Source organism: Cellulomonas sp. KU4C, from assembly GCF_056868065.1.
The window spans coordinates 2,571,751-2,593,488 of sequence record NZ_CP200322.1; the positions used below are offsets into that span (position 1 = coordinate 2,571,751).

At 75.0% G+C, this 21,738-nt stretch carries 19 protein-coding genes and 3 pseudogenes; 17 read left to right on the forward strand and 5 right to left on the reverse strand.

The annotated features are described in order from the left end of the window. The first annotated feature begins 55 nt into the window (after positions 1-55). The 10 genes and pseudogenes from AC1VL8_RS12185 (at position 56) to dnaE (ending at position 10,821) form a co-directional block, all read left to right on the forward strand. On the forward strand, positions 56-1,042 hold the full coding sequence (locus AC1VL8_RS12185) for a cell division protein FtsQ/DivIB (protein ID WP_483075337.1): 987 nt from the start codon (positions 56-58) through the stop codon (positions 1,040-1,042). Positions 1,043-1,191: 149 nt separating this feature from the next. After that, a complete protein-coding gene (gene ftsZ / locus AC1VL8_RS12190) occupies positions 1,192-2,436 on the forward strand; it encodes a cell division protein FtsZ (RefSeq protein ID WP_389227659.1) in 1,245 nt (414 codons plus the stop codon). A 4-nt stretch (positions 2,437-2,440) separates the two neighbouring features. Next, positions 2,441-3,193: a peptidoglycan editing factor PgeF gene (gene pgeF / locus AC1VL8_RS12195; protein WP_483075338.1), complete on the forward strand. Its 753-nt coding sequence runs from the start codon at positions 2,441-2,443 to the stop codon at positions 3,191-3,193. Between the two features lie 124 nt (positions 3,194-3,317). Further along, the gene (locus tag AC1VL8_RS12200) at positions 3,318-3,806 is read left to right on the forward strand and encodes a cell division protein SepF (RefSeq protein WP_389227665.1); all 489 of its coding nucleotides are present in this window, start codon (positions 3,318-3,320) and stop codon (positions 3,804-3,806) included. Between the two features lie 27 nt (positions 3,807-3,833). Next, a complete protein-coding gene (locus AC1VL8_RS12205) occupies positions 3,834-4,124 on the forward strand; it encodes a YggT family protein (RefSeq protein ID WP_389227668.1) in 291 nt (96 codons plus the stop codon). A 157-nt stretch (positions 4,125-4,281) separates the two neighbouring features. After that, positions 4,282-4,953, forward strand: a complete 672-nt coding sequence (locus tag AC1VL8_RS12210; RefSeq protein ID WP_483075339.1) for a DivIVA domain-containing protein — start codon at positions 4,282-4,284, stop codon at positions 4,951-4,953. Positions 4,954-5,083: 130 nt separating this feature from the next. Next, complete coding sequence (locus tag AC1VL8_RS12215; RefSeq protein WP_483075340.1) at positions 5,084-5,542, forward strand: TraR/DksA family transcriptional regulator; 459 nt, start codon at positions 5,084-5,086, stop codon at positions 5,540-5,542. 86 nt (positions 5,543-5,628) lie between these two features. Further along, positions 5,629-6,243, forward strand: a complete 615-nt coding sequence (locus tag AC1VL8_RS12220) for a signal peptidase II (protein ID WP_483075341.1) — start codon at positions 5,629-5,631, stop codon at positions 6,241-6,243. Further along, entirely contained in the window at positions 6,236-7,171 is a 936-nt protein-coding gene (locus AC1VL8_RS12225) for an RluA family pseudouridine synthase (RefSeq protein WP_389227680.1), read from the forward strand. Before AC1VL8_RS12220 ends, AC1VL8_RS12225 begins: the two co-directional genes overlap by 8 nt. A gap of 76 nt (positions 7,172-7,247) precedes the next feature. Next, a pseudogene (gene dnaE / locus AC1VL8_RS12230) lies at positions 7,248-10,821 on the forward strand (DNA polymerase III subunit alpha). A gap of 222 nt (positions 10,822-11,043) precedes the next feature. On the opposite strand, the gene AC1VL8_RS12235 reads toward dnaE, so the two are convergent. Next, positions 11,044-11,262, reverse strand: a complete 219-nt coding sequence (locus AC1VL8_RS12235) for an RNA-binding S4 domain-containing protein (RefSeq protein ID WP_389227686.1) — start codon at positions 11,260-11,262, stop codon at positions 11,044-11,046. 78 nt (positions 11,263-11,340) lie between these two features. Here AC1VL8_RS12235 and hisD point away from each other — a divergent pair, with 78 nt between their 5' ends. Further along, positions 11,341-12,663, forward strand: a complete 1,323-nt coding sequence (gene hisD, locus AC1VL8_RS12240; RefSeq protein WP_483075342.1) for a histidinol dehydrogenase — start codon at positions 11,341-11,343, stop codon at positions 12,661-12,663. 83 nt (positions 12,664-12,746) lie between these two features. On the opposite strand, the pseudogene AC1VL8_RS12245 reads toward hisD, so the two are convergent. Next, positions 12,747-14,916, reverse strand: a pseudogene (locus tag AC1VL8_RS12245) (RecQ family ATP-dependent DNA helicase). 100 nt (positions 14,917-15,016) lie between these two features. Here AC1VL8_RS12245 and AC1VL8_RS12250 point away from each other — a divergent pair. The 6 genes and pseudogenes from AC1VL8_RS12250 to AC1VL8_RS12275 all read left to right on the forward strand — a co-directional run bounded on the left by AC1VL8_RS12250 (position 15,017) and on the right by AC1VL8_RS12275 (position 19,659). Further along, a pseudogene (locus tag AC1VL8_RS12250) lies at positions 15,017-16,164 on the forward strand (histidinol-phosphate transaminase). Next, the gene (gene hisB, locus AC1VL8_RS12255; protein WP_389227695.1) at positions 16,161-16,775 is read left to right on the forward strand and encodes an imidazoleglycerol-phosphate dehydratase HisB; all 615 of its coding nucleotides are present in this window, start codon (positions 16,161-16,163) and stop codon (positions 16,773-16,775) included. The pseudogene AC1VL8_RS12250 and the gene hisB overlap by 4 nt, the downstream one beginning before the upstream one ends. Beyond that, positions 16,772-17,386, forward strand: coding sequence for a hypothetical protein (locus AC1VL8_RS12260; RefSeq protein WP_483075343.1), 615 nt, complete (start codon positions 16,772-16,774; stop codon positions 17,384-17,386). Before hisB ends, AC1VL8_RS12260 begins: the two co-directional genes overlap by 4 nt. A gap of 9 nt (positions 17,387-17,395) precedes the next feature. Then, positions 17,396-18,043: an imidazole glycerol phosphate synthase subunit HisH gene (gene hisH / locus AC1VL8_RS12265; protein WP_389227701.1), complete on the forward strand. Its 648-nt coding sequence runs from the start codon at positions 17,396-17,398 to the stop codon at positions 18,041-18,043. Between the two features lie 57 nt (positions 18,044-18,100). Continuing rightward, positions 18,101-18,841: a bifunctional 1-(5-phosphoribosyl)-5-((5-phosphoribosylamino)methylideneamino)imidazole-4-carboxamide isomerase/phosphoribosylanthranilate isomerase PriA gene (gene priA / locus AC1VL8_RS12270; RefSeq protein ID WP_389227704.1), complete on the forward strand. Its 741-nt coding sequence runs from the start codon at positions 18,101-18,103 to the stop codon at positions 18,839-18,841. Next, positions 18,838-19,659 carry an SseB family protein gene (locus AC1VL8_RS12275; protein ID WP_483075344.1) on the forward strand — a complete coding sequence of 274 codons (822 nt, stop codon included), beginning with the start codon at positions 18,838-18,840 and terminating at the stop codon, positions 19,657-19,659. The genes priA and AC1VL8_RS12275 overlap by 4 nt, the downstream gene beginning before the upstream one ends. Before the next feature lie 4 nt (positions 19,660-19,663). Here AC1VL8_RS12275 and AC1VL8_RS12280 read toward each other — a convergent pair whose 3' ends face one another. From AC1VL8_RS12280 to AC1VL8_RS12290, 3 genes are all read right to left on the reverse strand, one after another. After that, complete coding sequence (locus AC1VL8_RS12280) at positions 19,664-20,185, reverse strand: hypothetical protein (protein ID WP_483075345.1); 522 nt, start codon at positions 20,183-20,185, stop codon at positions 19,664-19,666. 95 nt (positions 20,186-20,280) lie between these two features. After that, the gene (locus AC1VL8_RS12285; RefSeq protein ID WP_483075346.1) at positions 20,281-21,027 is read right to left on the reverse strand and encodes a trypsin-like peptidase domain-containing protein; all 747 of its coding nucleotides are present in this window, start codon (positions 21,025-21,027) and stop codon (positions 20,281-20,283) included. Continuing rightward, positions 21,024-21,701 carry a hypothetical protein gene (locus AC1VL8_RS12290; RefSeq protein WP_483075347.1) on the reverse strand — a complete coding sequence of 226 codons (678 nt, stop codon included), beginning with the start codon at positions 21,699-21,701 and terminating at the stop codon, positions 21,024-21,026. Before AC1VL8_RS12290 ends, AC1VL8_RS12285 begins: the two co-directional genes overlap by 4 nt. Between the last annotated feature and the right edge of the window lie 37 nt (positions 21,702-21,738).

Here is a 21,738-nt window from a genome sequence, read left to right on the forward strand (position 1 = left end):
GCAGCGACCCCGCCCGCCCGCACCCCGCCCGGCACCGCCGCGGCGGGGCCGGGGCGTGCCCGCCGGAGGGCCCCGCACCGCCGAGCAGCCGGTCGCGCCGGCGACCGCCGCGACGCAGACGACCGCCGCCCGGCCGGCGACCTCGCCGACACCACCCGCCACCGCCCCGCGCCGCACCTCCGGGTCCGCGCTCACGCCGCGGACGGGCGCGTTCCCGGTGCGCCCGCCCGTGGTCAGCCAGGGGTCGGCCGCGCGGTTCGCGGAGCGTGCGCGGGCCCGGCGCCGGCTGGCGTGGCGGCAGATCGTCATCGCGGCCGGCTCGGTCGTGGCGGTCGGCGCGCTGGCGTGGCTGCTGCTGCTGTCGCCGGTGCTCGCGCTCGACGCCGAGCAGGTCCGGGTCACCGGGGCCGGCACCGTCGTCGCGGTGGACCAGGTGCGCGCGGTGGTCGACGCCGAGGCGGGCACCCCGCTGACCCGGCTGGACACCACGCGTCTGCGCGGCGCCCTGCTGGACGTCCCGGGCGTGCGGGACGTGGCCGTGCGGCGCGACTGGCCGAACGGCCTGCTCGTGCAGCTCGTCTCCCGCGAGCCCGTGGCCGCCGTGCCGGAGGCCGACGCCGCCCAGCCGGACCGGCCGGACGACGCACCGCGGCCCGACGACGCCGAGGAGCCGGACGGGCAGCCCGCCGGCCCGGGCTACGCCCTGGTCGACCAGGACGGCGTGCAGGTGGGTCGCACCGACGCCGCGCCCGAGGGGCTGCCGGTCGTGCAGGTCCCGGTGGGCGAGGGCCGGATCCTCGCGGCGGCGCTCGGCGTGCTCGAGTCGGTGCCGGAGGCGCTGCGCGCGGACATCGGCCAGGTGTCGGCGGGGACGCAGGACACCGTGCAGTTCGTGCTGCGCGACGGGGCCGTCGTGGAGTGGGGGAGCGCCCAGGAGCCGGACCTGAAGTCGGCCGTGCTCCAGGCCCTGCGGGCCGCGCCCGAGACCGCGGGGTCCGCGCGCTACGACGTGTCCGCGCCGACCATGCCCGTCGTCGGGTGATCCCGTCCGACGCCACACCGACACGCGCGGGCGGGTGTTTGATCGCCCCGACCGCGCGCCTTACCGTCACCCCTAGACAGAACTGACATAACTATAACCCTCTAGTTGAGGGTGAAGGTTCGTCGACATCGCAACGAGAGGCACCCACCGTGGCAGCTCCGCAGAACTACCTGGCGGTCATCAAGGTCGTCGGCATCGGCGGCGGAGGCGTCAACGCCGTGAACCGCATGATCGAGGTCGGCCTCAAGGGTGTCGAGTTCATCGCCATCAACACCGACGCCCAGGCCCTGCTCATGTCCGACGCGGACGTGAAGCTCGACGTCGGCCGCGAGCTCACCCGCGGGCTCGGCGCCGGCGCCGACCCCGAGGTCGGCAAGAAGGCGGCCGAGGACCACGCCGAGGAGATCGAGGACGTCCTGCGCGGCGCGGACATGGTGTTCGTCACCGCCGGCGAGGGCGGCGGCACCGGCACCGGCGGCGCGCCCGTCGTCGCGCGCATCGCGCGGTCGCTCGGCGCCCTGACCATCGGCGTCGTCACCCGCCCGTTCACGTTCGAGGGCCGGCGCCGCACGGTGCAGGCCGACTCGGGCATCGAGGCGCTGCGCAGCGAGGTCGACACGCTCATCGTCATCCCGAACGACCGGCTGCTGTCGATCTCCGACCGCTCGGTCTCGGTGCTCGACGCGTTCCGGTCCGCCGACCAGGTGCTGCTGTCCGGTGTCCAGGGCATCACGGACCTCATCACCACCCCGGGCCTGATCAACCTCGACTTCGCCGACGTGAAGTCCGTCATGCAGGGCGCGGGCTCCGCGCTCATGGGCATCGGCTCGGCCCGCGGCGAGGACCGCGCGGTCCAGGCGGCCGAGCTGGCGATCTCCTCGCCGCTGCTCGAGGCCAGCATCGACGGCGCCCACGGCGTGCTGCTGTCCATCCAGGGTGGGTCCGACCTCGGCCTGTTCGAGATCAACGAGGCCGCGCGCCTGGTCCAGGAGGCCGCGCACGCCGAGGCGAACATCATCTTCGGCGCGGTCATCGACGACGCCCTCGGCGACGAGGTGCGCGTGACGGTCATCGCCGCGGGCTTCGACGGCGGCGCGCCCGCCCAGCGCCGCGACGCCCGGGGCATCGGCCAGGTCAGCGCCGGGGGAGCGGGCCGCGCGCCCGCCGCGATCCCGCCGTCCGCCGCCGTGCCGACCACGACCGCCGCGCACGCCGCGGTGCCGCCGCGCCCGGTCAACCCGGACGAGCAGCACCAGCAGCAGCCCGCGGGGGTGCCCGCGTTCCTCAGCACCGAGCAGCCGACCACGAGCCAGCTCGAGGTCCCGCGGATCTTCGAGGAGGAGGTCGCGCGCCGCAAGGACGACGACCTCGACGTGCCCGACTTCCTCAAGTGACGCCGTGACCCCGTCGGTCCTGGAGGTGGACCTCGGCCCGGGCGTCCGGGCCGGGTTCACCACCCGCGCCGGCGGGGTCAGCGGCCCGCCCTGGGACACGCTCGACCTCGGCCTGCACGTCGGCGACGACCCCGGGCACGTGCGGACGAACCGCGCGCGCGTCGCGGCGTGGGCCGGCGGGCCGGTGGCCTGGGCCACCCAGGTGCACGGCACGCGCGTGCACGTGCTCGACGGGCCCGTCGAGGCCCGGCAGGACACCGTCGGGGAGGCCGACGCGCTCCTGACCGCGCTGCCCGGCACCGGCGTCGGCGTCCTGGTCGCCGACTGCGTGCCGGTGCTGCTCGCCGACCCGGTCGCGCGGGTGGTCGCCGCGGCGCACGCGGGCCGCCGCGGGCTGGCCGGCGGCGTCGTCCAGGCGACGCTCGCCGCGATGGTCGCCCGCGGGGCGGACCCCGCGCGGGTGCGCGCCGCGGTGGGCCCCGCCATCAGCGGACCGCGCTACGAGGTACCCGCGGCGATGCGGGACGAGGTCGAGGCGGCCGTACCCGGCACGGCGTGCACCACCGAGCACGGCACGCCCGGCCTCGACCTGCCCGCGGGTGTCGCCGGGCTGCTGCGGGCCGCGGGCGTCCGCGACGTGCACCTGACGGGGTGGTGCACGGACGCCGACCCGCGGTTCTTCTCCCACCGGCGAGCCCAGCGCGCCGGGACGACCACGGGGCGGTCCGCCGGGGTCGTGGCTCTCATGAATGTCTGATATGTCGTCCGTGGACACCGGAAATGCGGTCGACACGCCGCGTGTCGCGACGCGCGGCTGCCGCCGTGCATTGCTAGCGTGACCGCGCAGGGCATGTGAGTAATTCGGGGATGGAGTGATCGCGATGGCCGGAGCGCTGCGCAAGACCATGTTGTACCTCGGGCTTGCCGACGACCGGGGCGAGCACGACCAGTACGTCGACGAGTACGACGAGCCGGAGGCGACGGTGGCACAGGACTACGAGGCCGAGGTCACGCCGCTGCACCGCACGGCGGCGCCCGTGGAGCGGGAGCGCCCCGTGGCGCCGGCACCGCGGCACGACGGCGAGGTGCGCCGGATCACCACGATCCACCCGCGCTCGTACAACGACGCGCGCAAGATCGGGGAGGCGTTCCGCGAGAACACCCCCGTCATCATGAACCTCTCGGACATGGACGACTCGGACGCCAAGCGCCTCGTCGACTTCGCCGCGGGCCTGATCTTCGGCCTGCACGGCGCCATCGAGCGGGTCACCAACAAGGTGTTCCTGCTGTCGCCGTCCTCGGTGGAGATCACCGGCGACGGCCGCCCGACCGGCGAGGGATCCCGTGCGGGCTTCTTCAACCAGTCCTGACCGCGGATCTCGGGGAGACTGGGGCACGTGACCTTCGTCCTCGGACTGCTGCAGCTCGCCGTCGTCGTCTTCGTCCTCATCCTGCTCGTGCGCCTGGTCCTGGACCTGGTGCAGAACTTCGCGCGGGACTGGCGCCCCACCGGCGCCGCGCTCGTGGTGGCGGAGATCGCCTACTCGGTGACCGACCCGCCGCTGCGCGCCCTGCGCCGCGTGATCCCGCCGCTGACCCTCGGTCCGGTGCGCCTCGACCTGGCGTTCCTCGTGCTGATGCTCGGCTGCTCCTTCCTGATCTCCCTGCTCGGCTGGCTCGCCGCATGACGCGCGCCGGCGGGCACCGGAGCGACCCGCACCCCGTGTCGGCCACCGGCCGCACCGGGCGGGTCGCGTGCACAACCCGCAATGTCCGCTACGGTGGCCCGAGGTGGTCGGCGGACAGCCACCGGCTCGACCCAGTACGACCGAAGAGGTGACGACGATGGCACTGCTCACAGCAGACGACGTCCTGAACAAGAAGTTCCAGGCGACCAAGTTCCGCGAGGGGTACGACCAGGACGAGGTCGACGACTTCCTCGACGAGGTCGTGAACACCCTCCGGGAGACCCAGAGCGAGAACGAGGACCTCAAGGCGAAGCTCGCCGCGGCCGAGCGCCGCATCGCGAAGCTGAGCCGCCAGGGCGCCCAGGCCGCGCCGGCCCCGAAGCCGGAGCCCGTGGTCGAGAAGCCGGCGCCCGCGCCGGTGCCCGCCGCGGCCCCTGCGCCCGCCCCGGTCGCGACCGCCCCCGTGGCGCCGCAGCGCCAGAGCGAGCCCGAGTCGGCGACCGGCATGCTCGCCCTGGCCCAGAAGCTGCACGACGACTACGTGCGCAGCGGCCAGGAGGAGGGCGACCGCATCGTGAACGAGGCGAAGGGCCAGGCCCAGCGCATCGTCCGCGAGGCCGAGGAGACCTCCGCCCGCACGCTCAGCGAGCTCGAGCAGGAGCGCTCGATCCTCGAGCGCAAGATCGACGAGCTGCGCGTCTTCGAGCGGGACTACCGCACGCGGCTCAAGAGCTACCTCGAGAACCTGCTCGGGGACCTCGACAACCGGGCGAGCGCGCTGCCGCAGCGTGGCACCCCCGGCGCGGCGCCCACCGGCGACCGCATCTGACGCACCGGCACCACCGGCGCGCCGCCAGTCGTCACCCACAGCACACCACGCCCGCACGGTCGGGCGTGGTGTGTTGTGCGTCCGGGGCGGGGCGCATAGTCTCTGCGGACTCATGAGGAAAGAGGACCCCGTGGCCATCAACGACTCGCTCAGCGCGCCGACCCCCCGCACGCTCCCCGACCTGACGGACGCGGCCACCCGGTTCCCGGTCCGGCCCGGCGAGGACCCCTGGACCGACCAGGAGGTGCAGGAGATCGCGGCCGAGCTCGTCGCCGAGATCGACCGGCTCACCTCCGAGCTCGCCGCCGCCGACGAGGGGCTGTCCGAGCTGCTGCGCAACTCCGGCGACGGTGCCGGCGACGACCAGGCCGACTCCGGCTCGAGCGCCCTCGAGCGCGAGCACGAGCTGACGCTGGTGAACAACACCCGCGACATGCTCGAGCAGTCCAACCGCGCCCTGGCGCGGATGGACGCCGGCACCTTCGGTCGCTGCGACTCCTGCGGCGAGGCGATCGGCAAGGCCCGCGTGCAGGCCTTCCCGCGCGCGACGCTCTGCGTGGCCTGCAAGCAGCGCGAGGAGCGCCGCTGACGCACGCACCCACCCACGACGACGACCCCCGGCGGCAGGACCGCCGGGGGTCGTCGCGCGTCCGGGGCTGCGTAGACTCCTCCGCGATGTCCGACACCCCCGGGCCCGCGCCCGTCCCCGCCCGCCGCCGACTCGTCGCCGGCCTCGTCGCGCTCGCCGTCGTCACCTACGTGCTCGACCAGGCGACCAAGGTCTGGGCGCTGGCCGCCCTGGACGAGGGGGTGCGGCACCCGGTGCTGGGCGACCTGCTCGGCCTGCAGCTGCTGTTCAACCCCGGCGCCGCCCTCGGGCTCGCCACCGGGACGACCTGGCTGCTCACGCTCGTCGCGATCACCGTCGTGGTCGTCATCATCCGGGTGTCGCGCCGGCTCGGCTCGCGCGGCTGGGCGGTCGCGCTCGGCCTGCTGCTCGGCGGGGCGCTCGGCAACCTCACCGACCGGCTGGTCCGCGAGCCCGGGGTGTTCCGCGGGCACGTCGTCGACTTCATCGCCTACGGGGACCTGTTCGTGGGGAACGTCGCGGACATCGCGATCGTGGCCGCGGCGGGGCTGCTGATGCTGCTGTCGCTGCGCGGGCTGCGGCTGGACGGGACGCGCGAGGGCCGGGCCGCCGCGGGCACAGAGGACGACGGCGGACCCGGCGCCGCACCCACGACCGACGGGGTCGACGTGCCCGCCGAGGGGGTCCGCCACGATGGCTGACGTCCGCACCCTCCCCGTCCCCGACGCGCTCGCCGGCGAGCGCGTCGACGCCGCGCTGTCCCGGATGCTCGGGCTGTCCCGCACCCGCGCGGCCGAGCTCGCCGAGGGCGGGTTCGTGCGCGTCGACGGCGTGCCGGTCGGCAAGTCCGCGCGCCTGCTCCCGGAGTCGTGGCTCGAGGTCGAGATGCCCGCGCCCGAGCCGGTGCGCGCGATCAGCTCCGAGGACGACGTGCCCGCCCTGCGGGTCGCCTACGAGGACGACGACGTCGTGGTCGTCGACAAGCCGGTCGGGGTCGCGGCGCACCCGTCGCCCGGCTGGACCGGGCCCACCGTGGTCGGCGTGCTGGCCTCGCGCGGCTACCGGATCTCCACGTCGGGCGCCGCCGAGCGCCAGGGCGTCGTCCACCGGTTGGACGTCGGCACCTCGGGTCTCATGGTCGTCGCGAAGAGCGAGCACGCCTACACCGAGCTCAAGCGCGCCTTCAAGGAGCGCACGGTCGACAAGATCTACCACGCGCTCGCCCAGGGGCACCCGGACCCGACGACCGGCACCGTCGACGCGCCCATCGGCCGGCACCCGGGCTCGGACTGGAAGTTCGCGGTCGTCGCCGACGGCAAGCCGTCCGTGACGCACTACGAGGTGCTGGAGATGCTGCCCGCGGCGTCGCTCGTCGAGGTGCACCTCGAGACCGGCCGCACCCACCAGATCCGGGTGCACATGGCCGCGCTCCGGCACCCCCTGGTCGGCGACCTCACGTACGGCGCGGACCCCGCGCTCGCGCAGCGCGTCGGGCTGTCGCGGCAGTGGCTGCACGCGATGCGCCTCGGGTTCGCGCACCCCGCGGACGGGCGTCGCCTGGAGGTCACGAGCGAGTACCCGGCGGACCTGGCGCGGTCGCTGGAGAGCCTGCGCGACGGGTACCGCTGACCCCTCGCGTGTGACGTCGGTCGGCACGGGGCGGGGCTGACCGGGAGCGTCGGACGGGCGACCTAGGATGGCTCGCATGGCTTCAGCAGATCCCGGTTTCGTCCACCTGCACGTCCACTCCGAGTACTCGATGCTGGACGGCGCGGCGCGGGTGGGGGAGATGCTGGCGGAGGCCCAGCGGCTGGGCCAGGACGCGATGGCCATCACCGACCACGGGTACCTGTTCGGGGCGTTCGACTTCTACTCCCAGGCCCGCAAGCTCGGCATCAAGCCCATCATCGGCGTCGAGGCCTACGTCACGCCGGGCACCAGCCGGTTCGACCAGACGCGCGTCCGCTGGGGCGAGGCGCACCAGGCGTCCGACGACGTCTCCGCGCGCGGCGCCTACACGCACATGACGCTGCTGTCCCGGACCACCGAGGGCATGCACAACCTGTTCCGGATGGGGTCGCTGGCGTCCCTGGACGGGCAGATGGGCAAGTGGCCCCGGATGGACCGCGAGCTGCTGCAGACCTACAGCGAGGGCCTGATCGCCACGTCCGGCTGCCCGTCGTCCGAGGTGCAGACGCGGCTCCGGCTCGGCCACTGGGACGAGGCGGTGCGCGCGGCGGGCGAGCTGCAGGACATCTTCGGCAAGGAGAACTTCTTCGTCGAGGTGATGGACCACGGCCTCGAGATCGAGCGCCGGACCATCAAGGACCTCATCCGGGTCGCCGAGACCATCGGCGCCCCGCTGGTCGCCACCAACGACCTGCACTACACGACCAAGGACGACGCGCACGCGCACGAGGTGCTGCTCGCGGTGCAGTCCGGGTCGACCCTCGACGAGCCGACGTACGACCAGGGCGGGTCGCGGTTCGCGTTCGGCGGCGACGGGTACTACGTGAAGTCCGCGGCCGAGATGCGCCGCACCTGGGCCGAGCTGCCCGAGGCGTGCGACAACACGCTGCTCATCGCCGAGCGGTGCGAGGTCGAGTTCCCGACCGGCGCGAACTACATGCCCCGGTTCCCCGTGCCCGCGGGCGAGGACGAGAACTCGTGGTTCGTCAAGGAGGTCGAGCGCGGCCTCATGCGGCGGTACGACGGGGTCATCCCCGACGACGTGCGCGCGCAGGCCGAGTACGAGACCGGCGTCATCGTGCAGCTCGGGTTCTCCGGCTACTTCCTCGTCGTCGCGGACTTCATCAGCTGGGCCCGCGAGCAGGGCATCCGCGTGGGACCGGGCCGTGGCTCCGCCGCCGGCTCGATGGCCTCCTACGCCATGGGCATCACCGAGCTCGACCCGCTGCGGCACGGCCTGATCTTCGAGCGGTTCCTCAACCCCGAGCGCGTGTCCTGGCCCGACGTCGACGTCGACTTCGACGAGCGCCGGCGCGGCGAGGTCATCCGGTACGTGACGGAGAAGTACGGCGACGACCGCGTCGCCCAGATCGTCACCTACGGCACCATCAAGGCCAAGCAGGCGCTCAAGGACTCGTCGCGCGTGCTCGGCTTCCCGTTCGCGATGGGGGAGAAGCTCACCAAGGCGATGCCGCCCGCCGTGATGGGCAAGGACATCCCGCTGTCCGGCATGTACGACCCCGAGCACCCGCGGTACGCGGAGGCCGAGGAGTTCCGGCAGGTCGTCGCCGCGGACCCGGAGGCGCAGCGCGTCCTGGAGACCGCGCGCGGCCTGGAGAACCTCAAGCGCCAGTGGGGCGTGCACGCCGCCGGCGTCATCATGTCCAGCGAGCCGCTGATCGACATCATCCCGATCATGAAGCGGCCGCAGGACGGCGCCGTCATCACGCAGTTCGACTACCCGACGTCCGAGGGCCTCGGCCTGATCAAGATGGACTTCCTCGGGCTGCGCAACCTCACGATCCTCGACGACGCCCTGCGCAACATCGTCATGAACGGCAAGCCGCAGATCGAGCTCGAGGACATCGAGCTCGACGACCGGCCCACGTACGAGCTGCTCGGCCGGGGCGACACGCTCGGCGTGTTCCAGCTCGACGGCGGCCCGATGCGCGCCCTGCTGCGCCAGATGCGCCCCGACAACTTCGAGGACATCTCCGCCGTCATCGCCCTGTACCGGCCCGGGCCGATGGGCATGAACTCGCACACGAACTACGCGCTGCGCAAGAACGGCCTGCAGCCCAACACCCCGATCCACCCGGAAGCTCGAGGAGCCCCTGGCGGAGGTCCTCGACGGCACCTACGGCCTCATCGTGTACCAGGAGCAGGTGCAGAAGGCTGCTCAGGTGCTCGCCGGCTACTCGCTCGGCCAGGCCGACCTGCTGCGTCGCGCGATGGGCAAGAAGAAGAAGGAGATCCTCGACAAGGAGTTCGTCCCGTTCGAGGCGGGGATGAAGGAGCGGGGCTACGGCACCGCGGCCATCAAGGCCGTGTGGGACACCCTGGTCCCGTTCGCCGGGTACGCGTTCAACAAGGCGCACTCCGCCGGCTACGGCGTGGTGTCCTACTGGACCGCCTACCTCAAGGCGAACTACCCGACCGAGTACATGGCCGGGCTGCTCACCTCGGTGGGCGACGACAAGGACAAGTCGGCGCTCTACCTCGGCGAGTGCCGCCGCATGGGCATCACGGTGCTCCCGCCGGACGTGAACTCGTCCTCGGCCCTGTTCACCGCCGTCGGCGCCGACATCCGGTTCGGCCTCACCGCCGTGCGCAACGTCGGCGCGAACGTCGTCGACGCGATCGTCCGCACCCGCGAGGAGAAGGGCGATTTCACGTCGTTCACCGACTTCCTCGACAAGGTCCCCGCGGTGGTCTGCAACAAGCGGACCATCGAGTCGCTCATCAAGGCCGGTGCGTTCGACTCGCTCGGCCACGCGCGGCGCGCCCTGCTGCTCGTGCACGAGCAGGCCGTCGAGTCCGTGATCGGCGTCAAGCGCAAGGAGGCGGAGGGCCAGTTCGACCTGTTCGCCGACCTCGGCGGCGACGACGGCCCCGGGTTCTCCGTGCAGGTCCCCGACGTCCCGGACTGGGACAAGAAGCAGCGGCTCCAGTTCGAGCGCGAGATGCTCGGCCTGTACGTCTCGGACCACCCGCTGTCCGGCCTGGAGCACGTGCTGTCCGCGGCGGCCGACGTCTCGATCGCCGCGCTCAACGCCGATGAGGCGCGCCCCGACGGGTCGACCGTGGTGGTCGCGGGCCTGGTCACGTCGCTGCAGCGCAAGATGTCCAAGCAGGGCAACCCGTGGGCCGCCGTCACGCTGGAGGACATGGAGGGCTCGGTCGAGATCATGTTCTTCGGCGAGACCTACCTCGCGTACTCGACGGTGCTCGCCGAGGACGCTGTGATCGTGGTCCGCGGGCGGGTCCGCCGCCGGGACGACCAGATGCAGCTCCAGGCGATGGAGGTGTCGCTGCCCGACCTGTCCGCCGTCGCGGACGCCCCCGTGGTGGTGACGCTCGCCGAGTCCCGGTGCATCCCGCCGGTCGTCGAGCGGCTGCGCGAGGTCATCACCACGCACCCGGGCATCACCGAGCTGCACCTGCGCGTCACCCGCCCCGGCGGCCGCACCACCGTGCTCCGCGCGGGGGAGGCGCTGCGCGTCGAGCGCTCCCCGTCCCTCTACGGCGACCTCAAGGCCCTCCTGGGCCCGGGCTGCCTGGTCTCGGCGACGACCCCGGTCGGCGTCTGACCCGTCGCGACGCGCTCCGCCCCCGCCGCGCGGGCGCCTCGGGCGCACGAGTGGTCACGACACGCTGGTCCGCGCCGCGCGGCGCCCGCGTGTCGTGACCACTCGTCAGCGCCCGGGTGCCTCGGGCGGTGAGGTGGCAGGGCTCGCCTGTCGCGCGGGAGTGCGGCGCAGGCGGGCAGTGCCATCTCGGCGTGCGCCCCGGTGGGGGCGACGGGTGGCGGGTCAGCCGACCTGGGCCTCGTTGGAGCCGCGGGGGTCGTCCACCGCGACCACGTCGCCCTTGTGCAGCTGCCGGCCCCGGCGGGCCTCGGGCTCGCCGTTGACCGTGACCTCGCCCTCCTCGAGCAGGGTGCGCGCGTCCGCGCCCGAGTCGGCCAGCCCCGCGAGCTTGAGGAACTGGCCGAGGCGGATGGAGTCGTCGGAGATCGGCACGATGGTCACGGGCCCATCCTGCCAGCGCCCCGCGCGGCCGGTGGACGCCGGGCGGTCGAGGGCGGCGGACCGCCCTAGACTCGGGGGGTGATCTCCCGCATCGACCTGCGCGGTCGCAGCCTGTCCCGCCGTGAGCTCCTCGAGGTGCTGCCCCGGCCCGAGCTGGACGTCGAGTCCGCGACGGCGGCCGTCGAGCCGATCCTCGCCGACGTCCGCGCCCGCGGTGCCGCGGCGCTGCGCGACCTCGCCGAGCGGTTCGACGGCGTGCGCCCCGAGCACCTGCGCGTGCCCGCCGACGCCGTCGCCGCGTCCGTGGGCGTCCTCGACCCCGAGGTCCGTGCCGCGCTGGACGAGACGATCCGCCGGGTCCGGCTCGTGCACGCCGCCCAGCGCCCCGCCGACCACACCGTGCAGGTCGGCCCGGGCGCGCAGGTCCGGCAGCGCTGGATCCCGGTCCGGCGCGTCGGGTTGTACGTGCCGGGCGGGCTCGCGGTCTACCCGTCGTCGGTCATCATGAACGTCGTCGCCGCTCAGGAGGCCGGTGTCGGCTCCCTGGTCGTGACCTCGCCGCCGCAGCAGAGCAACGGCGGCCTGCCCGACCCGGTGGTGCTCGCCACGTGCGCGCTGCTCGGGGTCGACGAGGTGTACGCGGTCGGCGGCGCCCAGGCGGTCGGGATGCTCGCCTACGGCGCGCAGGGCAGCGACGACGTCGACGGCGAGACGCTGTGCGAGCCGGTCGACGTCATCACCGGCCCCGGGAACGTGTTCGTCGCCGCCGCGAAGCGCCTGGTGCGCGGGGCGGTGGGCATCGACTCGGAGGCCGGCCCGACGGAGATCGCGGTGCTCGCGGACGCGACCGCCGACGCCGACCACGTCGCCGCCGACCTGGTGTCCCAGGCCGAGCACGACCCGCTGGCCGCGTCGGTGCTGGTCACCACGTCGATCGAGCTCGCCGGCGCCGTCGAGTCGAAGCTGGTGCACCGGGTGCAGACCACCCGGCACGCGGAGCGGGTCGCCCAGGCGCTCAACGGCCCGCAGTCGGCGATCGTGCTGGTCGACGACCTGGACGCGGGGCTGGACGTGGTCAACGCCTACGGCGCGGAGCACCTGGAGATCCAGACCGCCGACGCCGCCGCGGTCGCGGAGCGCGTCACCAGCGCCGGCGCGATCTTCGTGGGTGCGTACTCGCCGGTGTCGCTCGGCGACTACATGGCCGGGTCCAACCACGTGCTGCCGACCGGCGGGTGCGCGCACTTCGCGTCCGGGCTCGGGGTGCACTCGTTCGTCCGGGCCGTGCAGGTCATCGAGTACGACGCGGACGCGCTGCGGGAGATCGCCGGGCGGATCGTCGCGCTGGCGGACGCCGAGGGGCTGCCGGCGCACGGCGAGGCGGTCCGCGCCCGGTTCTGACCGCTCGCCGGGTGTGGGGAGGCACCCGGCGCCCGCCTCCGACCGCGGGTGCTCACCGCGAGGCGTGCGCCCCGTCCGGCGGGTCAGCCCACGCCGAGCACGAACGGCAGCACCGCCGAGGCACCCGCCTGCCGGAGCAGGCGCGCCGCGACGGTGAGCGTCCACCCGGAGTCCGTGCGGTCGTCGACGAGCAGTACCGCGCGCCCGGGGAGTCCCGCGGCCGTCGCGGGGTCGAGGTGAAGCTCCAGCCGACGGGCGACGGCCGCCAGCCGGTGCGCGGAGTTGACGTCGTGCCGGGTCGGCGGGCTGTCGGGGCGCGGCGCGACGGCGCCGACCAGCGGGATGCCGAGGTGCCGGGCGACGCCCTGCGCCAGGTGCTCCACGAGGGCGGGACGCGTGCTGGACCGGACGAGCACCACGCCCTCGGGCCGGTGCTCGGGCCGCCACGCGTCCAGCGTCGCGAGCACCGGGTCCCGCAGCGCGGTCGGCAGGCCCGCCGCGGGGTCGGCCTCGCCGCCGAACAGGTCGCGCAGCAGCCCGCCCCAGCCGACGGAGTCGAGGCGCGCGACCGCTCGCCCGGGCTCGGCGTTCTCGTCCGCGGCGATCCGGCCCTTGCAGCTCAACGCCCAGCGTGGCCATGCCGGACGGCCACTGCCGCCGCGGGTCGACGGCCACGCCGGCCGACGTGAGCAGCGCCTGCGCGCCGGCGACGTGCGCGGCATCGGGCGCGGTGCCGACCGACGTGCCGGTGCAACGGTCGCAGCGGCCGCACCGCCAGTCCGCGCCCGCCGGCCCGGTCAGCTCCGGGTCGTCGAGCGCGCGCCGCAGGTGCGCCATCCGGCAGCCCTCGGTCGCCACGTAGTCGACCATCGACTGCTGCTCGGCGCGGCGGGTCGCGGTGACCCGGTCGTAGCGCTCGGCGTCGTACGACCAGTCCGCGCCCGTCGACTCCCAGCCGCCGCGCACCCGACGGACCGCGCCGTCCACGTCGAGCACCTTGAGCATCTGCTCCAGGCGCGACCGGCGCAACGACACGTGGGTCTCGAGCGCGGCCGTGGACAGGGTGCCGCCCGCGCCGAGCGCCCGCAGCGCCGCCCGGACGTCGTCCTCCGGCGGGAACGCCGTCGACGCGAACCACTCCCAGATCGCCCGGTCCTCGCGCCCGGGCAGCAGCACCGCGGTCGCGCGGCCGCCGACGGCCTCCGCGGCGCGGCCCGCGCGGCCGACCTGCTGGTAGTACGCGATGGGGGAGGACGGCGCGCCGACGTGCACGACGAACCCGAGGTCCGGCTTGTCGAAGCCCATACCCAACGCGGACGTCGCGACCAGCGCCTTGACCCGGTTGGCGAGCAGGTCGTTCTCGGCGACCTCGCGCTCGGCCGGGTCGGTCTGGCCGGTGTACGTCCGCACGTCGAGCCCGGCGCCGCGCAGGTGCTCGGTGACCTGCTGGGCCGCGGCGATCGTCAGGCAGTAGATGATCCCGGACCCCTCCAGGGCGGGGAGGTTCTGCGCGAGCCAGGCCAGCTGCCCGGCGGTGTCGGGCAGCCGGACCACGGACAGGTCGAGGCTCGACCGGTCCAGCGGGCCGCGGAGCACGAGCACGTCGTCGTGCACGGCGGAGGCCAGCTGCTCGGCGACGTCGGCGGTGACGCGGGCGTTCGCGGTGGCCGTCGTCGCGAGCACCGGGATGCCGTCCGGCAGCTCGGCCAGCAGGGTCCGGATCCGGCGGTAGTCCGGCCGGAAGTCGTGCCCCCAGTCGGAGATGCAGTGCGCCTCGTCGATCACGACCAGCCCCGCGTCGGCCGCGAGCCGCGGCAGCACCTCGTCCCGGAACGCCGGGTGGGTCAGCCGCTCCGGCGACACCAGCAGCACGTCGACCTCGCCCGCCGCGATCTGCGCGTGCACCTCGTCCCACTCGGTGACGTTCGCGGAGTTGAGGGTCGCCGCACGCACCCCGGCGCGCTGGGCCGACTGCACCTGGTTGCGCATGAGCGCGAGCAGCGGCGACACCAGGACGGTCGGACCGGCACCCCGGGCGCGCAGCAGGGCGGTCGCCACGAAGTACACGGCCGACTTGCCCCACCCGGTGCGCTGCACGACGAGCGCCCGGCGGTGGCCGGTGACGAGCGCGTCGATCGCGAGCCACTGGTCGTCGCGCAGGCGGGCGTCGTCCCGGCCGACGAGGCGGCGCAGGACGGCCTCCGCCTCGTCGCGCAGGGATCCGGTCACGGGGTGCTGCTGGGTCTCGGTCATCGCCCCCGACCCTAGCCACGACCCCCGACACCACCGCATCCCGCCGTGACGCCCTGTGGACGACGACGTCGCGCCCGGGAGTCGCGGATACGATCGCCCGGTGACCGCACCCCCGACGCCACCCGACGCCCCGGCCGCCGCGCCGTCCGCGCGCCCGGCGCTGCCGCTGCGCCCGGAGCTGGCCGGCGACGTCCCCTACGGCGCCCGCAGCTCGACGTGCCGGTGCTGCTCAACGTCAACGAGAACCCGTACCCGCCGTCGCCGCAGGTGGTGGCGGACGTCGCCGCCGCCGTGGCCGAGGCCGCCGCCGGGCTGAACCGCTACCCGGACCGGGAGTTCCTGCCGCTGCGCGCCGACCTCGCGGACTACCTGGCCGTCGAGTCCGGCGTGCGGGTGGCCCCCGAGCAGGTGTGGGCGGCCAACGGGTCGAACGAGGTCATGCTGCACCTGCTGCAGGCGTTCGGCGGGCCGGGCCGCACCGCGCTGTCGTTCGCGCCGACGTACTCGATGTACCCGGAGTACGCCCGCGACACCCACACCCGGTGGGTGGCCGGTCGGCGGACCGAGCAGTTCGACGTCGACCCCGCCGAGGCGCGCGCGCTGATCGCCCGCGAGTCGCCGTCCGTCGTGCTCCTCACCAGCCCGAACAACCCGACCGGCACGGCGCTGGAGCTCGACACGGTGCGCGAGGTCCTCGCCGCGGCCGCCGAGGTGCCCGGCGGCTGCGTGGTGGTGGTCGACGAGGCCTACGGCGAGTTCCGCCGCGAGGGTGTCGAGTCCGCGCTCACCCTGCTCGCGGACCACCCGCACCTCGCCGTGAGCCGGACGATGTCGAAGGCGTTCGGCCTGGCCGGCGCGCGCGTCGGGTACCTGGCGGCGTCGCGCGAGCTCGTCGACGCGCTGCGCGTCGTGCGGCTGCCGTACCACCTGTCCGCGGTGACCCAGGCGGTCGCGCGCGCGGCGCTGCGGCACGCGCCGGAGCTGATGGCCCAGGTCGGCTCGCTGCGGGCCGAGCGGGACCAGCTGGTGCTCGACCTGCGGGACCGCGGCATCCGGGTCGCCGAGTCGGACGCGAACTTCGTGCTGTTCCAGGTCGGCGAGGACCGCCACGCCGTCTGGCAGCAGCTGCTGGACCGCGGGGTGCTGATCCGCGAGGTCGGTCCGGAAGGATGGCTCCGGGTGTCGGTCGGCACCCCGGAGGAGACAGCGGCGTTCACCGCCGCGCTGTGGGAGGTGCTGGGGACTTGAGCGGGACCACGGGCGGGCGCACCGCACGCGTCGAGCGCACGACGAGCGAGTCGAGCGTCGTCGTCGAGGTCGACCTCGACGGGACGGGGCGCACCGAGATCAGCACGTCGGTGCCGTTCTACGACCACATGCTCACGGCGCTCGGCAAGCACTCGCTCATCGACCTCACGGTCCGGGCGACGGGTGACACGCACATCGACGCGCACCACACCGTCGAGGACGTCGCGATCTGCCTGGGTGAGGCCCTCCGCCAGGCGCTGGGCGACAAGCGGGGCATCGCCCGGTTCGGCGACGCGACCGTGCCGCTGGACGAGGCGCTCGCGCAGGCCGTCGTCGACGTGTCCGGCCGTCCGTACCTGGTGCACTCCGGCGAGCCCGAGGGGCAGGAGTACCACCTGATCGGCGGGCACTTCACCGGCTCGCTGACCCGGCACGTGCTGGAGTCGATCGCGCACCACGCCGCGTTCGGGATGCACGTGCGCGTGCTGGCCGGCCGCGACCCGCACCACATCGTCGAGGCGCAGTTCAAGGCGCTGGCCCGTGCCCTGCGCGCCGCGGTCGCGCTCGACCCGCGCGTCGACGGGATCCCGAGCACGAAGGGCGCCCTGTGACCGACGACCGCCGGCCCGACGACGACCTGCCCGACGACCTCGGCTTCGAGATCCCGGACGACCTGTCCGGCCTGGACGCCGCGGCCCCGCCGCCGGACGAGGCGCGTGCGTCCGCCGGGACCGCGACCAGCGGCGTCCCCGACGACCTGTCGGGTCTCGACGCCGCGGCCGCCCAGCCCGACGAGCCGGTCGTCGCCATCGTCGTGACCCAGGTCGCGGGCGCGAAGGCCCTCGCGGCGGCGTGCTCGCTGGCCGGTGTGGCCGTGGACGCGGTGCCGTCGCCCGTCGGGGCGCTCGCGGTCCTGCGGGACGCCGGCGACGCCGCGCGCACCGCGTCCGCCGCGGAGGCGCTGTCGCGCATGCTCCGGACGTCCCCGGTCGTGCTGCTCGACCGCCGGTCGGGCCGGATCTCCGCGAGCCGGTGGTCGGCGGGCGAGCGCGAGGACGACCTCGCCCCCGGGCTGGTGCTGTCCGGCGCCCCCGAGGTGCTCGAGGAGATCCTGGTCGGCGGCACGCCGGTCGCCGACGTCCCCGGCGTGGTCACGAGCGTCGGGATGTCGCGCTGGGCCGCCATGCGGGCGCTGTCGGCGGGCCGGCGCAAGGGCGACTAGCCTGGACCGGTGCCCAGCCAGCCTCGTGTCGTCGTCCTCGACTACGGATTCGGCAACGTCCGCTCCGCCGTGCGCGCCCTCGAGCGGGTCGGTGCCGAGGTCGAGCTGACCGCCGACCCGCAGCACGCCGCCGACGCCGACGGGCTCGTGGTCCCGGGCGTGGGCGCGTTCGCCGCGGTGATGGCCGGGCTGCGTGAGGTCCGCGGCGACCAGATCGTCGACCGGCGCCTCGCCGGCGGTCGTCCCGTGCTCGGCATCTGCGTCGGCATGCAGGTCATGTTCGGCCGCGGCGAGGAGCACGGCGTCCAGACCGACGGCCTCGGCGAGTGGCCCGGCCTGGTCGACCGGCTCGAGGCCGACGTCGTGCCGCACATGGGCTGGTCCACCGTCGACGCCCCCGACGGCACCCGGCTGTTCGCCGGCGTCGAGGAGGAGCGGTTCTATTTCGTGCACTCCTACGCGGCGCGCAGCTTCCCGCTGCTGGACACCGCCGACCCCGAGCGGCTGACCCCGCCGCAGGTGACGTGGTCCGACCACGGCGGCCGGTTCGTCGCCGCGGTCGAGAACGGTCCGCTGTCGGCCACGCAGTTCCACCCCGAGAAGTCCGGCGACGCCGGCGCGCAGCTGCTGGAGAACTGGGTCCGCTCGCTGAGCTGACGCCCGCCCCGGCACCACCACCCGCGGCCCGTGGCCGCACCCCGAACGAGGAGACCCATGTCCGACCGTCTGCAGCTCCTGCCCGCCGTCGACGTCGCCGACGGCCAGGCCGTCCGCCTCGTCCAGGGCGAGGCCGGCTCGGAGACCTCCTACGGCGACCCGCTGGCCGCCGCGCTCGACTGGCACGCCGGCGGCGCGGAGTGGATCCACCTGGTCGACCTGGACGCCGCGTTCGGCCGCGGGTCCAACGCCGACCTGCTCGCGGACGTCGCGCAGGTGCTGTCCGGCAAGGGCGTCAAGGTCGAGCTGTCCGGCGGCATCCGCGACGACGCGTCGCTCGAGCGCGCGCTCGGCACCGGCGCCACGCGGGTCAACCTCGGCACCGCGGCGCTGGAGGACCCGGAGTGGACCGCCGACGTCATCGCCCGGTACGGCGAGGCGATCGCGGTCGGCCTGGACGTGCGCGGGACCACGCTCGCCGCGCGCGGCTGGACCCGTGAGGGCGGCGACCTGTGGGAGGTGCTCGCCCGGCTCGACGCGGCCGGCTGCGCCCGGTACGTCGTCACCGACGTCACCAAGGACGGCACGCTGCGCGGCCCGAACGTCGAGCTGCTGCGCGAGGTCTGCGCCCGCACCGACGCGCCGGTGGTGGCGTCCGGCGGCATCTCCTCGCTGGAGGACCTGCGCGTGCTGCGCGAGCTGGTGCCGGTGGGTGTCGAGGGCACGATCGTCGGCAAGGCCCTGTACGCGGGTGCGTTCACGCTGCCCGAGGCCCTGGACGTCGCCGGGCGCCCGTGACGGGCCGCGAGCTGCCTCCGACGTCCGCGTTCGCGGGCGACGACGGCAGCGCGGACCCCGGGGTCGCCGCGGCGCTGGCGGCGCTGGGCGACGGCACCGGCACGCTCGCCGAGGTCGTCGCCGCGCTGGTGGGGACCCGGGTGCTGGTCCCGGTCCTGGCGGAGCTCGAGGTCGGCGAGACCGTCGACGTCGGCGGGCACGCGCACACGGTCGACAAGGAGGCGTCCGCGGGGATCGTCGCCCTGCAGGCGCCGGACGGCCGCACCGCGCTGCCGGTGTTCTCGTCCGTCGCGGCGATGGCCGCGTGGCGCGCCGACGCGCGCCCGGTGCCGACCGAGGTCGCGCGGGCGGCGTTGTCGGCGGTCGACGAGGGCTGGGAGCTGCTGGTGCTGGACGCCGGCGGGCCCGTCACCGCGCTGCTGCCGCGGCCGGCGGTGTGGGCGCTCGCGCAGCAGGGGACCTGGCGGCCGGCCGTCCCGGGCGCGGGGGAGGCCCGCAGCGTCGACCCCGAGGTGCGGGCCGCGGTCCGCGCCGCCGTCACCGGCGCGCTCGGGGGTGGCGCCGTCGAGCACGCCCCGGCGGCCCGGTCGTGGTTCCGTCGCCGGGCGACCACGACCACGACCGCGACCCCGCCCGGTCCGCTGGTCGACGCCGACGCGCTCCCGGGCGGCCGGGCCGAGGTCGCGGTCGTCCTGACGCTCGTGCCCGGGCTGGACCGCGACGCGGTCGACGCGGTGCTCCAGCGGGTCGGTGCGGCGCTGGCGGCCGACGAGACCGTCGCGCAGCGGGTCGATTCGGTCGAGGTCCGGCTGCGCTGACGGGTCAGCGGCGGCGGTGCCCCCACGCGAGGGCGAGCGCCACCCCGACCGCCGTGCCGACCACGGCGCCGACGGCCTGCCCGCCGAGGATCACCCGGTTGAGGTCGAGCGCCGGCTTCCACGTCACCTCGGTGCCGCTGATCACGTAGACGCCGACCGGCTTCACCCGCACCGCGAACCCGCCGGTGTCGGCGTGCGCGCCGCCGCGACCCGCGGGCCGGCCGGGGCCGAACGGCCACTGCGGGCCGCGGCGCGCGGGTCCGGGCAGGTGCGCCGCGGGCTCGTCCCCGGTCGGGGGCGACGCGTCGGCCGGGCCCGCGGGCTTGCGCACGCCGAGCCGGCCGTCGCCGTGGGCGCCCGCCAGCGCGTGCGAGCCCAGCACCTTCGCCACCGGGACCACCACGGTACCGCCGACCTCGTACGCCTCGCCGAACACGCGGCGCACCGAGAGGGCGTCGCCCGCCGCGCGGGTCAGCGCGGACAGGTCGGGGCGGGCGCCGGTCGCGTCCGGGTTCTCGTCAGGCATCGTCGTCCTCCGCGGGTCGGTCGGCTGGTCCGTCCACCGTGGCACGGCGGCCACGCCCGCACCAGGCCCCGCCCGCACCAGGCCCCGCGAGCAGGTCAGCCCGCGCAGGTCAGCCCGCGCAGGACGTGCTGGGCGTGAACGCGGTGTCGTCCGCGAGCAGCTGGCGCAGGGTGCTGACCGGCACCACGAAGCTCTGCCCGGTGGAGTTCTTCGCGTACACGACCCCGATGACCCGGCCCTCGGTGTCGAGGACCGCGGAGCCGGAGGCTGCCGGGCTCGACCTCGGCGTTCGTGACCAGCACCTCGCCGAGGTTCTCGTTCAGCGGGTCGGTCGTCGCCCCGATCACCTGCCCCGTGGTGACGCTGAGCGCGCCGCCCTGGGGGTAGCCCACGACCGTCACCTCGTCGCCCGGGTCCGGGTCCGCCTCGGCCAGGCCCGGCGCGGACGGCAGCGCGTCGGCGGTGCGCACCACGGCCAGGTCCGCGATCGCCGCGGTCGACGACGCGGTGACCGCGACGTCCCGGCCGTCGTAGGTGCTCAGCTGGAGGTCGGCCGAGTCCGCCACGACGTGCCGGTTCGTGATGAGGGTGGTCTCGTCGATCGCGAAGCCGGAGCCGGTGGACAGCGAGTTGCAGCCGACGTTGCGGATCCGCACGGCCATCCGCTGCGCCGAGTCGAAGCCGTCGGGGGACAGGTTGCCGGTGGACGACGGCGTGGCGACCGGGGCCGACGACGGGACCAGGTCGGTCGGGACGGGTCCGGGCATCGCCGGCAGCACGCCGCAGCCCGCGAGGAGCAGCACGGCCACCGCACCCGCGGCGCCGGCGCGACGTCGCGTCACCCGCGCGTCCCGGCGGCGAGCTGGCGCTGGAGCTCGGTGTTGGCCTCGGTCGCGGTGGCGCAGACCCCCTGGACGTCGCCCTTGAACCGCTCGAGGTCCGCGGGGTCGTACGCGGCGGCGTTGCCGAGGTACGTGATGAGCTGGTTCTGCGCGTCGATGCAGGTGGACAGCGCGGACGCGACGTTCGCGGCGGCCTGCGAGATCCGCGCCTGGTAGTCGACGAGCTGGCGCTGGACCTCGCGGTCGTCGCCGACCTGGGCCTTCTCGTCGGCCAGCTCGGTGATCCGGCCCTGGGCGGTGGTGAGCTGCTCGTTCACGGCGGCGAGCTCCGCGAGGGTGCCCTCGTGCTGGGACCGCAGCGTCGCCAGGTCGGAGCCGATCGCCCGGCCCTGGTCCTCGACGTCCTGCGCGTACTCCTCGTAGCGGACGGTCCGGACCCACAGGTAGGCGCTCAGCGCGGTGACGAGCACCAGCAGCACCGACAGCGCGATGACGGCCCAGGGGCGGCGCCGGTGCCGCGGGGGTGCGGGCGGCGGGGCGACGTGGGCGTGCTCGCCCGGGGTGGCCGGCGGCTCGGCGGGGTGGGTGGTCGTGGCGCCCGACGGAGCCCACGACGAGGACCCGTCCGGCCGCGGCGGGCCGATCGGGTCGTGCGGCCCGGTCGCAGACGTCACGGCACCACCATACGGTCGCCGGTCGCCACCGTGCGCA

Coding starts and splice junctions, on each gene's coding strand:
- AC1VL8_RS12200 (WP_389227665.1), top strand. CDS start 3,318: ATGGCCGGAGCGCTGCGCAAGACCATGTTGTACCTCGGGCTTGCCGAC.
- AC1VL8_RS12210 (WP_483075339.1), top strand. CDS start 4,282: ATGGCACTGCTCACAGCAGACGACGTCCTGAACAAGAAGTTCCAGGCG.
- AC1VL8_RS12220 (WP_483075341.1), top strand. CDS start 5,629: ATGTCCGACACCCCCGGGCCCGCGCCCGTCCCCGCCCGCCGCCGACTC.
- AC1VL8_RS12225 (WP_389227680.1), top strand. CDS start 6,236: ATGGCTGACGTCCGCACCCTCCCCGTCCCCGACGCGCTCGCCGGCGAG.
- priA (WP_389227704.1), top strand. CDS start 18,101: ATGTCCGACCGTCTGCAGCTCCTGCCCGCCGTCGACGTCGCCGACGGC.
- AC1VL8_RS12280 (WP_483075345.1), bottom strand. CDS start 20,185: ATGCCTGACGAGAACCCGGACGCGACCGGCGCCCGCCCCGACCTGTCC.